Genomic DNA, 12,584 nt, shown 5'->3' with positions numbered 1-12,584 from the left:
TCCGAAAAAATAGCAGACAATCAAACCCCTAACTCAAATAAATTTAAAAAATAGCTCTTTAGTGTCAGAAATTCGACTTTACGCAGCAGAATTTAAAGCATAATAATAAAGTAAATTGGGCTTCTCTGGAATACTTAAATTTATAAGAATGATACTTAATGCTTCTTCTTAAAACCATAGGGGCAGTGTTTGCAACCGTTTTTACAACAATACCCACGCTTTAAATGATAAGCGGCTGTAAAAACCATTAATCCTTGTTCGTTAAAGTAATAATCGCCGGGCTGCAGCGGTGGAAGTTTATCGGTGCTCAAAAGAAAACAATTATTAAATACGTTTGTAAAAGTACAAGCCTAGTTGCATAAAACCAGTTTTTGAATAGCGCCAGGTTTTAAGTAATTTTAAGCAAGGCAAAGCAAAAATTTAAAAAACAGGTATTTTTTTAAATTTTTGCATCTATTCTGAGTGCTAAAGTATTTTAATGTAACCTGCCATGAACCCAATAAGCATTACCTCCAGCCAACAAGCCATTGCCTTAGAAGAAAAATACGGAGCGCATAATTACCATCCGTTACCAGTAGTTTTAGCCCGTGGCGAAGGCGTTTACTTATGGGATGTGGAAGGCAAGCAATATTTTGATTTTCTCTCGGCTTATAGCGCGGTAAACCAAGGCCACTGCCATCCTAAAATTGTTCAGGCCCTGATGGACCAAGCGCCATTATTAACGCTTACTTCACGGGCTTTTTACAACGATAAACTGGGCGAATGCGAGAAATATATCTGCGATTATTTTGGCTACGAGAAAGCTTTGCTCATGAATTCGGGGGCCGAAGCCGTAGAAACAGCCATAAAGTTAGCGCGCAAATGGGGCTACGAAGAAAAAGGCATTCCCCGGTACCAGGCCGAGATTGTAGTGGTAGAGCATAATTTCCATGGCCGCACTACCGGCATCATTTCTTTTTCTACCGATCCGGATTCTACCGGTGGGTTTGGCCCTTTTATGCCGGGTTATAAAGTAGTGCCTTATGATGATTTAGCCGCTTTGGAAGAAGCTTTGCAAAATCCGCATGTGTGTGGTTTTCTGGTAGAGCCGATACAAGGAGAGGCCGGCGTTTATGTCCCATCCGCAGGGTATTTAGCCCAAGCCAAAGCGCTTTGCGAAAAACACCAGGTATTGCTGCTGGTAGATGAAATACAGACCGGCATTGCCCGTACGGGTAAATTACTAGCATCGGATTACGAAAACGTTCGTCCGGATGTACTAATCTTAGGAAAAGCTTTATCAGGGGGTGTTTTGCCAGTGTCAGCGGTGCTGGCCGATGATGCCATTATGTTGTGCTTAAAGCCCGGCCAGCATGGTTCTACGTACGGCGGCAATCCTTTAGCCTGTGCGGTAGCGCTGGCGGCTTTGGAAGTAGTTAGAGAAGAAAACTTAATTGAAAACGCCTTTAAACAAGGCGAAATCTTCCGGGAACGCATGCGGCAAATCCAAGAGCAATACCCCGATACCGTGCAGCTGGTACGGGGCAGAGGTTTGCTTAATGCCATTGTTATTAAACCTACTCCGGACGGCCGCACCGCCTGGGATGTATGTTTAGCCTTAAAAGAAAATGGCTTATTGGCTAAACCCACGCACGGCGATATTATCCGGTTCGCTCCCCCACTGGTTATTACGGAAGAACAATTACACGAATGCTGCGATATTATTCAAAAAACCATTGCGGCTTTTTAATTTTTAAGTTGGTTTGCTAGTTACCTATATCTAATGTGCATTACTCTGCGGTTTAGGTAACTTACAACTTGTGCTTTCCTTGTTCCTGGTGGTACTACCGCCGGATTAATCTAGAATGTGCATTCTAAAAACCAATTTTTTTAAAAATACTTTGCGCGGGGGCAAAGAACCAAAAAGATTACCTTCCGCTACCCTGAATTTGTAGATAAAACCTGTTGTAATTATTATTCCGGTTTTTAAAAGCCTTAATTAAACTCCCGGCAACTACCCCCATAATATGAGTATACTGGCTATAAGCAATCTATAAAATACAATAACTGCTATTGATTCTAAAAATAAAACCAATTATATTTTTTAAAATACAAAACCATGGTGGGCGATTTTTGTTTTGGAGAGTTTTACAAGAAAAATACAAATTTCAACCATAATCCACTAGCTACCTCTTAAGTATAAATACGGAAATTTCATAAAGCATCATCTTTACGCATCTAATTTTTGTACAAAAAAATACCCAAATTACAGCCGCTTATTCCAATAAAGTTCTATTTTCCATCTCCGTATTTTTATCGACATCTAAACTAAGTTAAAATCCTTTTTTTAAAGTAACCCGTAAGCAAACCTAAATGTAAAAGCACTTTTAAAGGCCTTTAAAGATCAGCGAGCATTAACATTTTAATTTAATTAATTATAGTTTAATCTTTAATGCTAAAATATGTCAAAAATTATAAATCCGCAGCCTAAAAAGGCGGATGGTACCCTTGATATTTCTTCTTCTCTCCAAAGAAGATCTTTTTTGAAATATGCTGGTGCAGGAGCAGCCTTTACCACGCTTTTACTGACTGGTTGTAACGACGACGATGACGGAAAATTCAACGGCGTTGTGGACCCGCCACCAACTCCGCCCGTTGACCCGAACGCAGTACCCGCGGTGAATTTAGGTTCGGGTGATACCGGAATTTTAAATTATGCTTATGCTTTAGAGCAATTAGAAGCAGCGTTTTATGATATGCTGGTAAAAAGCGCCACTTTTAATACTACTTTTTCTAATGCTACCGAGCGATCTGTTCTCACCGATATCCGCGACCACGAAGTAGCGCACCGCGACTTTTTTAAAGCGGTATTGGGCACGGCGGCTATCCCAACCCTAACGCCAGATTTTTCTTTGGTAAACATGACGGATAGAACGGCTGTTTTAACCGCTGCCCGTACTTTCGAAGATATTGGGGTAGGCGCTTACAACGGCGCTGGCAAATTACTAACCACGGCCACCAACTTAGCATTAGCAGGTAAAATTGTTTCGGTAGAAGCGCGTCATGCGGCTGAGATCCGGGAAATGTTAAAGAAAAATACTTTTGCAGCCCGGGGGGGAGCCACTACTAAACCCGGCGACGAAGCCATTATAAACGCGATGGGTTTGGATTTAGCTCTCATGCCCAATGATGTGCTGGCTTTAGCCAAGCCATTTATCAAAAATACCATTAATGCGAGTAGTTTGCCAACCAGTTAATTAAGAAAACAACATGAATATCTTTAATATATTTACAGAAATAGAAAAAGTAGATCCGGAAGTTTACGAACGCTTTGATAGCCGCCGCCAGGTATTTAAGTACATGAGTGGTTTCGGCAAAAAGTTGGCTGCGGCCGCTGTTCCGGTAGCTTTTGGAGCGGTATTTAATAAAGCTTACGGCCAGACCGGCAACAACGCCGATATAATTGCGATTCTGAATTTTGCCTTAACCGCCGAGTTAACCGATTCTACTTACTACCGCTTAGCCTTAGAGCGGGGCACCAGCCTGCCGGCCGATTTTAAAACGGGCCTGCAAACTATTCTGGATAACGAAAAAGGCCACGTAGCTACTTTACAAAAAGCCATAACCGATTTAGGGGCACTCCCATCACCATTGATGAAGCGCGGTTTGATTATACCGCGGGCGGTAAAATAACGGATCCATTTAACGACTATCCTACCGTATTAGCGCTGGGGCAGTCTTTTGAAGATACTGGTGTCCGGGCGTACAAAGGACAGGCTCCCAAACCCGCTATTATGGCCAACGATGCGGTGTTGCAAACGGCATTACAAATACACTCGGCCGAGGCAAGGCACGCCGCCTATTTCCGCCGCATGCGGCGCGATGTCCAGAACTTAACCAACAACAAACCCTGGATTACTTTAAAAGACCGGGGCAATTTACCGGAGTTTACGCAACCAATTTACGACGGCGAAGAAGCTACGGTGCAAGCTACTGTCAATATTGCCAATATCGTAAACGCTAACCCGGCTTCCGAAGCTTTTGATGAGCCTTTAGAAATGGCCCAGGTAGTAGCTATTTTAAATAATTTCTTTAAAGAAGGCCAAAAACTACCCGGCTAAGCCGCTTCTAGTTTTACCATGATTTACCTGAAAGCCAGCCTAGCTGGCTTTTTTGTTTTGCATTAATCCCAATCCTAAATTCAGCGCCAACTACTGTGGCAGCTCATTTTACCAATATAGGTTTTGCACAAGCAAAGGCCGGCCAAAATTTAAAAATTCTTCTTACGTTCCGCAGTTTACCCCATTCTGCACAAAAGATAGAAGCATCCTGAACCCTTAAGCAAGCGAGGCGAGTCGGACTGCTCTTTCTACGACTCAGGCTATTTGTTGGGGGCTCGGGTAAAATTCTTGTTTGCGAAGCAGCCCAAAGCTTCTTACTTTGTAGATAGCCAAACGCTTAGCCTTCTGTCTTTTGAAACTTACCCATAGCTACCAAATACGCATCATCGGAATAATGGTGGTGGCCCTGCTCCGGTTTGGGCTCTTTGGTTCGGCCACCCTGGAGATGGAAGGGAAAATTACGCTACAAGGTTTGCTGGATAATATTCTGCTGGCTTCGGTAGTAATCTGGGAAACCAGCCGGGCCGTGGTACTTTTTTTTCACCGGCGTTATGCCTTACAGCTGTCGGTTAAAAGATACTTTTTAGAATTGTTGGGGGTGTTACTGGCCAATGCTATTTTGTACGGAGCCTTAATGCTTTTGCACGAAAGTCCGCAAGAGATTTTAGCGGTAAAACCTATATTTCTGCTGTATGGGTTTCTTTATACATTTTTATTCGGCGTTTTGGTAGCCGCTTTTTACGAATTATTGTTTTATATGGAAGCTTGGAAAAAAGCCACGCAAGAAGCAGAGGAGCTCAAAAAAATTAATTTGATTGCCCAACTCGAATCTCTGAAAAACCAGGTGAAACCGCACTTTTTATTTAACAGCCTGAATACCTTAACCGCTTTAGTAGAAACAGACTCGGCGAAAGCTGTAAAGTTTATTGCGGAATTGGCCCAGGTATACCGCTACTTGCTGCAGAGTAACGAAAAAGAGCTCATCGGTTTAGATCAGGAATTACAATTTACACAGGCGTATTTTTTCTTGTTGCGCACCCGCTTTGGCGAAGGTATTTCGCTGGGCATAGACGTGGCGGAAAATTTAAAAAATTACTTGATTCCGCCGCTTACGCTGCAAATACTCCTGGAAAATGCCATGAAACACAACCAGGTTTCGGTACGCAAACCTTTAACGGTTAGTATCAGGAGTGAGCAGGACTGGTTGGTGGTCCGCAACAATTTTCAACCCAAAAGAGGCCAGGTGCTTACCAATAAAGTAGGTTTGGCAAACATTGCCGCTAAGTACAAAATACTGGACCAGCCCGCCATTATTATTACGCAAGAACCGGAATCTTTTACAGTAAAAGTTCCGCTCATTAAAGCCGAAACTGCATGAAAATTCTGATTATTGAAGATGAAACCGTTGCCGCCGAGCGCATGCTGGAAATGGTACGCCACATTGTACCCGAAGCCCGGATTCTGGGCCCGGCCGATAGCATTGAAGAAAGCGTACAGTTTCTGCGTTCCCATTCCATGCCGGATTTAATTCTGATGGACATAGAACTGGTAGACGGGCAAAGCTTTGAGATTTTCAGCGAAGTAGAGGTAACCTGCCCGGTAATTTTTACTACCGCTTACGACGAATTTGCTTTACAAGCTTTTAAGGTCCACAGCATCGACTATTTGCTCAAACCTATTCAGCGCGAAGATTTACAGAAAAGTTTAATTAAGTTTCAGCAACTGCAACAGGTTTACGGCAAGCCGCCAACCGCTAACTTGGATGAACTGTTACAGGAATTGCGGCGCACCACGCAAACCAGTAGCAAACCTATCCGGGAATACTTTCTGGTACGGCAAGGGCAGCGGCTTATTTCGATAGACACCAACGAGGCGGCTTATTTTTACAGCGAAGACCGGGTTACTTTTTTAAAAACCCACGATGGCCGTTATTTTTCTTTAGATCATACTTTGGAAGAAGTAGAGCAACAGGTAGATAGCACCAGGTTTTTTCGGGCTAGCCGCCAGTATTTAGTGCAACGCCGGGCCATCAGCGATATTTTTGTGCATTTTAATGGTAAATACAAGTTAGCCTTAAAGCCTGCTCCCAACGAAGAGGTATACGTAAGCCGCGACCGGGCTCCCGAATTTAAAAAATGGTTAGGCGGCTAATAAAAATAAGATTGCCTTAAACAGTTTTTACCCTACATCCAGGCAAGCAATACCAAAGCATTTGAACTTTCCGGAACACCCACAACAGAAGTCCAGCGTTTTTGGCTATTCCTATACTGCCCGACAAGCGTTCGAGATAAACTCTGGCCGGTATCGCCCGAAAAATACTTACTTGAAGGTTATATATTTAATTATCCAGCTTTTCCCATTTGTTCTGATCCTACGGGAGGAGCTTAGTTCGTTTCGTAGCCAAATAGATTCATCTGAAAAGATTGAAAAGGCTTAGAACTATGCTGTTTTAAATTTCTATTATCTTCCCCGCACTTGGTAAAAGAAGAAGCCGCTTTCGCAGGAAAGCGGCTTCTTCTTTTACCGGCTATATAGCTCTCCTTTTTAATACGGACATTTAACCCGACTCCGCAAATTGGCTAGCCTTTAGGCTTTTTCTCCGGTTGCCTTCATCCTTAATTGATAAAAAGAAGCCCGCCGGCCAATACCATTCAAGCAGCTTTTTCTACGGGTGAGTTTTGTAATTAGGCCAATGACGCAGGTAGCCATTCACAAATCAGGCGCTTGCATATTCTTTTGTACAAAAACAACGAAAAAACTAAACTCATGAACAACAAAACGCTCGGAACGCTGGCCCTTATTGGCGCCCCTTTCCTTTTTATCGGCATGCAATTAGAAGAAGTTTACAAACAAGAATTAGCCTATTCGTGGTTTACCGGCGCCTGGGAGCTGATTTATATTACGGCTTGGCTGGCGAGTATCGTTGCGTTGCAACGGATGAAAGCCGCGGGCACTTCCCGGTTTGGCCAGGGTATTCTGTGGGTTATTATCGGCACTTTGCTGCTCGCCGAAGCTTCTAATATTTACCTGCTTTTATTTCCCAAAGAACGAACTACTTTGTTCTGGATCCTGGACACCTTCTGGCCAATCAGCAACCTGATCATGATCTTGGTTGGCATAGCCGTGGTTCGCGCGAAAGTATTGCCTGGCTGGCACCGGTTTGTTCCGTTAGTGGTTGGCCTGTGGTTCCCGGTTTCTATGTTGGTTATCACGCTCTGGGGCCGGAGCCAAGGTACATTTTTAATCGGCAGTATTTACTCGGCTATTGCCTGGAGTTTGCTGGCCATTGTAGTGCTCTTAACCCGCGACCGCCACACCGTACCCTGTTCCCCGGAAAACACCTTGGAATTTCCTAAAATCTAATTTCCCAGCCCGTTCCTCCGCTCCCGCTGCTGTTCACAAACCACCATTTTTTAAAATTTTCCGAATTTCTTTTGATTTTCTCAACAGTTTTTTAACCCGAAATACATTTTTCCTTTTCTAATCTGATTCTAAAATCCTTCTAAAATTTACAACTAACCATGAAAAAACAATTAGTCCTTCTTTTCCTGTTTAACTTTATAGCTTGCTTTTTCTTTACTGCCTGCACTACCAAAAACGACGACCCCAAACCAGATAAAAACGCGGGTGCCAATACCGTTAGCGGAACGGTACTGGATACACACGGCCAGCCTATGGCGGGGGTAAAAGTAAGAGCCGAAAACCCCACTGGGGCTAACATTTACGTAGATGGCACTACCGGTGCCGATGGAAAATATGCTTTGCCTTTATCTACCGTGGGCGGCTGGAAAATATACGCCTGGAAAGAAGTAGCCTACAAAGGCAAAACGTATCTTTTGCGGATGGGTATGCCAGACGACCGGGACTACGATGCTTTTACCGCCGGAGATAAAGGTGTAACCAAAAACTTTGTCTGGAAACTAAGCGGCCGCATTGCCGACCGGGGAGCGGATGTAAGAAGTGGGGCGGGGTATTTTGGCGGTTCGTTGCGTTTTGTAAACGATAATGCCGTAGTTCCGGCCATGGTAGCCGGCACCCAAGTAACCATTACCCTGGCTCCTACCGTTGGCGCCACATACCTCGATGGCACCCCGGCGGGCGCCGCCGGCACTATTGTTAAATCATTTACCATTACCAACGATGCAGACCAAAATTACTATTTAAGTGATATTCCGGTAACCGAATACCACATTTCCGTAACAAGTGCGCGCAACAATATTCAGAAACAAGTGTACGTCGGCGAAAAATACAGCAACCTGTACGAGTGGTTAGAATTTGATTTTAATCCGGTGGGTGGTTCGTCGGGCACTTACGAAAGTGGCATTTTAACGCCCACCAATACTCCGTTTTACTTAGGCCAAAAGAACTAAGATATTTACTTGCAAGGGAACGGTGCCTGTTTAAACTTTGTGGTATAACTAAGCAATTAAAAAAGCTTAAAAAATTAAAATTTTAAATTTTACCCCATGAACTTAACCAGACGTCCGCGCCGGAACCGGAGAACAGAAGTTATCCGGAACCTGGTTCAGGAAAATAACCTTACCGTTCACGATTTTATATATCCCATTTTTGTACTGGAAGGTGCCAATAAAAAAGAAGAAATAACTTCGATGCCCGGCATTGCCCGGTATTCTACCGACAGAATGCTCGACGAAATTGCGGCTTGCGTGGAGTTAGGGGTAAAAGCCTTTGCGCCTTTCCCCAACATTCCCGAAAGCCAAAAAGACCGGTTTGCTACTCAAAGCTTTAATCCCGAAGGTTTGTTTCCTTCGTTTATCCGGGAGGTAAAAAAGAATTTTCCGGAAGTTATTTTGGTTACTGATGTGGCCATGGATCCTTATTCTTCGGATGGTCACGACGGCATTGTAGACAACGGCGAAATCTTAAACGATGCTACTTTAGAGATTCTCGGTAAAATGGCTTTGGAACAAGCCCGGGCCGGTGCCGATATTATTGCGCCTTCCGACATGATGGATGGGCGGATAGGCTTTATCCGGGAAAAGCTAGACCAGCATGGGTTTCAGAATGTGGCTATTATGAGCTATACAGCTAAATACGCCGGTGCCTTCTACGGTCCCTTCCGCGATGCCCTGGCTTCAGCGCCCAAATTTGGGGATAAGAAAACCTACCAGATGAACCCAGCCAATAGCCGCGAAGCGTTACTGGAAGCTGAGCTGGATACGGTCGAGGGAGCCGATTACTTAATGGTAAAACCCGCCCTGGCTTACCTGGATATTATTAAGTTATTACGCGATAACTCGCATTTGCCTATTGCGGCTTATAACGTAAGCGGCGAATATGCCATGGTGAAAGCCGCTGCCCAAAACGGTTGGATTGATGGCGATAAAGCCATGATGGAATGTTTACTCAGCATGAAACGGGCCGGTGCCGATATTATTCTTACCTACTTTGCGAAAGAAGCTGCCCAATACTTAAAAAAGGGCTAAGCAGCAATCATTATATTTAAAAAAGAGGCTGGTTGCATGCAACCAGCCTCTTTTTTTAAATTTTACCCTCTCAACGTATTCATTACACACGGCAAGTTGCTATTCACCCAGATACAATATTCTACCCGATTGTAAATCGGAAGCGGTGGCAACGGTATACAAGTAAATACCGCTGTGCACCCGGCCGCCGCCCGGCGATTGCCCATTCCATTGCACTACATTGTTACCCGGTTGTTTGCTTTCGTCAAACAAAGTAGCTACCAACCGGCCAGCTACATCGTAAATTTTTATGGTAACTCTACTTGCCTGGGGAATGGTGTATTCAATATTTACCGGATTCGTGCTGGAAAAAGGCGAAGGATAAGCTCTAACTACCACCTGATCGGCCGAAGCAGGGTTTTCAATATCGATATTGTAGTTTACGGTATACACCCCGTTTCCATGCGTACCCACCGCTACTAAATTATCCACTGCCCGCGATAAAACCATATCTACGGGTACATCGCCAATAGTGGTTTGTCCTTCCTTCAGCCATACAGTTTGCGCGCCTTGCAGGTTGGCGGTGGCGTACAAACCGGTACTGGTTCCCACAAAATATTTGGTTTGCCCGTCCGCGTTCGTAGAAGGTAAAATAGTTACCCACCGGGTAGAAGGCCCGTTGCCGGTACCATCAGGGTTTTGTTCTAAGTTACCCGCTACCGCTGCCCAGGTAGTGCCGCCATCTTTGGTTTGAAATAAGCTAATTACCCCGTAGTTCGAAAAAGTAACTATTACCTCGTTGGCATCGTTGGGGTTAACGGTAATACAGGCAATATACCCCGGCGGGAAATTAGTTCCGGTAATGGTGGTTCGGGTGGGGTTTGCGGCGGCCGGGTTGGTAAGCTTAAATAATTTGCCGTTCTCCGTTCCAAAATAAACAATATCGGCGGGTTGCTTGCTTACGGCTACCGCCGTAATCCGTCGGGCCAGGGAAGCATCTAGGGTGTTAATTACCCGCCAGTTAGGGGTTTGGGTGTTTAAATCGCCGGTAGAAACCGGAATAGCCGAAATATCACTGTTCCGGTACAAAGAATCGCCTTTGGGCAAGTACATCACATACTGATTGTTCGGATCGAGCAGGTACGGATTAATAAAATCAAAACCTTCTACCCCGATGGGATTTATTTGGGCATACCCTTGAAACTGGTTATTGTTAAAAGCATACCGGATTATGTATCCTTCCTGGGCCGAAACCAGCCAGGAGTTCGTAGCAATGGCCGCAAAACTTCCATCGCCAAACAACAAATCGCTCCATTCGGCATTGGCTTCCGGTACTTGCGTTACCCAGGAACCATTATCCTGAAATCCCCCTAAAATTTCGTTATTCCGTTCGTTTAAATTAATGGCAATCCCGTGCGCCTGGGTAGTAATGTAACCCCGATTCAGATCTTCGTAGCGGATAGAATCGGTGGTGTTAATATTATTCGCCCGGCTCAATCCGCCATCGTGCCCGGATAACAGGCGGTTGGGGTTAGATGGGTAAAAAGTTAGTACATGCTGGTCGGGATGGTGATTCGGATACGGATTTACATCTTCCAGGTACCCCCCTACCCAGCGGGTTTGCCCGCCGGTTGCAAAACCATTTGCAGACAAATACAGATTAGTACCGCCAATAAACACTTGGTTAAGATTATCAGGTTTAACTTTAATCAGCATGTTATAATTTCCCTGCGAATCGTAATCGCCAATATCGGTCCGGAAATCAGGCACGCCAGCCGACCGGTTTTCCCAGGTTCCACCGGCCCCGCTGCCGTTACCCGATACATAGGTATACTTCCAGATACTAGTATTAAACTTACCAAAGCCAGGCGTATGCGCCAGAAAATAAACCACGTTTTCGTTAGCTGGCGCAATATCCAACACAATGCGCTCGAAATTAGCCGGAAAGTTAGCGGGCGTAATATCGGTCCAATCCGTACCGTTAACGGAACGAAAAATACCTTTCTCCGGCGAACTGCCGGTACCATCCGTAGTTACTTCGCTCATGGTCGCATATCGTATTCCCTGGCTGCTAATGGCAATATCGGTGTAGCGCGCGTAATCATTACTTTGCACCGCACTGTTGGTACCTAAAGCGTTGGTCCAGGTGGCTCCGCCGTCAATAGACCGTTGAATACCGCCAATGGTAGCGGCGTAGAGTTCATCCTGGTTGGTATTAGCCGAGTTCGTTGCCAGACGCCAATTCCATTGAAAAACATTATTAAAGGTGGTAGCATTGGTAGTTTGCGTAGACGGTAAAATCTGCCACGAAGCACCATTATCCGTAGACTTATAAATACCATTGCCGCGATAGTTGGCGCTGGGTGCCGCCGCCGAGTTTCCTTCTAATTCACCGCTGGCATGGTACCAGGTAGTTGTTTTACCGGGCCGGGTATCCTGGGCTAAGGCTGTTACACTGTGCAGCATAGTGGGTTCCGTAGTTTTTACCCAGGTAGTTCCGTTATCCGTAGAGCGCCACATGCCTCCCGATACGCCACCGGCCAGAATAATACTTTCGTTTGCTACGTCAATAGCTAAGGCGCGGGTACGGCCCCCCACATTAAAAGGACCCCGCTGGTTCCAGTCGGCTATTAAAGTACGGGCAGCCGGATTTACATTTTTAGCGCGTAACAAGGCTGCATTCCGGGGTAATTTGGCCGAAAAGCTAAGTTCTTTGGCGCGAATGTTTTCCGGAATTTGGTTTGTAAACGGATTCCGTAACCGCTCAAATTCATACCGGGCCCGGGCATCCGGGTCTTCTTCGGAACCAATGGCCGATTTCACCTTTTTCTTAATCCGGTGAATATAATAAGAAGCTAGTTTGGCATCTTTACTGGGTAATAAGGTGTTTTTAGCAAACAGGAATACGCCGCAAAAAAGAATGAGCAAAGAAAGAAAAGGCAGGAAAAAAGAATTTCGGGAGGTTGGATGCATCATGCGCAATAGCGTAATTTAAAATAATAAAGAATCAAGGTTTGGTAACCATCAAAGCTACTTTTATACAACATATTAATGCTGG

General features: G+C 44.9%; 11 protein-coding genes. 9 read left to right on the top strand and 2 right to left on the bottom strand.

Annotated elements, in window-relative coordinates:
- Positions 1-155: 155 nt before the first annotated feature.
- The gene (locus AHMF7616_RS26565; RefSeq protein WP_158546253.1) at positions 156-287 is read right to left on the bottom strand and encodes a C1orf53 family protein; all 132 of its coding nucleotides are present in this window, start codon (positions 285-287) and stop codon (positions 156-158) included.
- 203 nt (positions 288-490) lie between these two features.
- Here AHMF7616_RS26565 and rocD point away from each other — a divergent pair, with 203 nt between their 5' ends.
- The 9 genes from rocD (at position 491) to hemB (ending at position 9,547) form a co-directional block, all read left to right on the top strand.
- Positions 491-1,729 carry an ornithine--oxo-acid transaminase gene (gene rocD, locus AHMF7616_RS24210; RefSeq protein WP_115375231.1) on the top strand — a complete coding sequence of 413 codons (1,239 nt, stop codon included), beginning with the start codon at positions 491-493 and terminating at the stop codon, positions 1,727-1,729.
- 712 nt (positions 1,730-2,441) lie between these two features.
- Positions 2,442-3,236 (top strand): ferritin-like domain-containing protein, encoded by a 795-nt coding sequence (locus tag AHMF7616_RS24205; protein ID WP_115375230.1) that lies wholly within the window; start codon positions 2,442-2,444, stop codon positions 3,234-3,236.
- 13 nt (positions 3,237-3,249) lie between these two features.
- Positions 3,250-3,672 carry a ferritin-like domain-containing protein gene (locus AHMF7616_RS27610; protein WP_115375229.1) on the top strand — a complete coding sequence of 141 codons (423 nt, stop codon included), beginning with the start codon at positions 3,250-3,252 and terminating at the stop codon, positions 3,670-3,672.
- A complete protein-coding gene (locus AHMF7616_RS27605) occupies positions 3,624-4,100 on the top strand; it encodes a ferritin-like domain-containing protein (RefSeq protein WP_115375228.1) in 477 nt (158 codons plus the stop codon). The genes AHMF7616_RS27610 and AHMF7616_RS27605 overlap by 49 nt, the downstream gene beginning before the upstream one ends.
- A 352-nt stretch (positions 4,101-4,452) precedes the next feature.
- The gene (locus AHMF7616_RS24190) at positions 4,453-5,478 is read left to right on the top strand and encodes a sensor histidine kinase (protein WP_147275778.1); all 1,026 of its coding nucleotides are present in this window, start codon (positions 4,453-4,455) and stop codon (positions 5,476-5,478) included.
- Positions 5,475-6,251, top strand: coding sequence for a LytR/AlgR family response regulator transcription factor (locus AHMF7616_RS24185; protein ID WP_115375226.1), 777 nt, complete (start codon positions 5,475-5,477; stop codon positions 6,249-6,251). Before AHMF7616_RS24190 ends, AHMF7616_RS24185 begins: the two co-directional genes overlap by 4 nt.
- 615 nt (positions 6,252-6,866) lie before the next feature.
- Positions 6,867-7,463 (top strand): hypothetical protein, encoded by a 597-nt coding sequence (locus tag AHMF7616_RS24180; protein ID WP_115375225.1) that lies wholly within the window; start codon positions 6,867-6,869, stop codon positions 7,461-7,463.
- A gap of 158 nt (positions 7,464-7,621) precedes the next feature.
- Positions 7,622-8,470 carry a carboxypeptidase-like regulatory domain-containing protein gene (locus AHMF7616_RS24175; RefSeq protein WP_115375224.1) on the top strand — a complete coding sequence of 283 codons (849 nt, stop codon included), beginning with the start codon at positions 7,622-7,624 and terminating at the stop codon, positions 8,468-8,470.
- A gap of 96 nt (positions 8,471-8,566) precedes the next feature.
- Complete coding sequence (gene hemB / locus AHMF7616_RS24170) at positions 8,567-9,547, top strand: porphobilinogen synthase (RefSeq protein WP_115375223.1); 981 nt, start codon at positions 8,567-8,569, stop codon at positions 9,545-9,547.
- A gap of 99 nt (positions 9,548-9,646) precedes the next feature.
- On the opposite strand, the gene AHMF7616_RS24165 is transcribed toward hemB, so the two are convergent.
- On the bottom strand, positions 9,647-12,502 hold the full coding sequence (locus tag AHMF7616_RS24165; protein ID WP_115375222.1) for a FlgD immunoglobulin-like domain containing protein: 2,856 nt from the start codon (positions 12,500-12,502) through the stop codon (positions 9,647-9,649).
- Between the last annotated feature and the right edge of the window lie 82 nt (positions 12,503-12,584).

The organism is Adhaeribacter pallidiroseus, from assembly GCF_003340495.1.
Taxonomy (GTDB): domain Bacteria; phylum Bacteroidota; class Bacteroidia; order Cytophagales; family Hymenobacteraceae; genus Adhaeribacter; species Adhaeribacter pallidiroseus.
The sequence above is the reverse complement of the archived record's forward strand: the minus strand, read 5'-3'. Positions and strand labels throughout refer to the sequence as shown.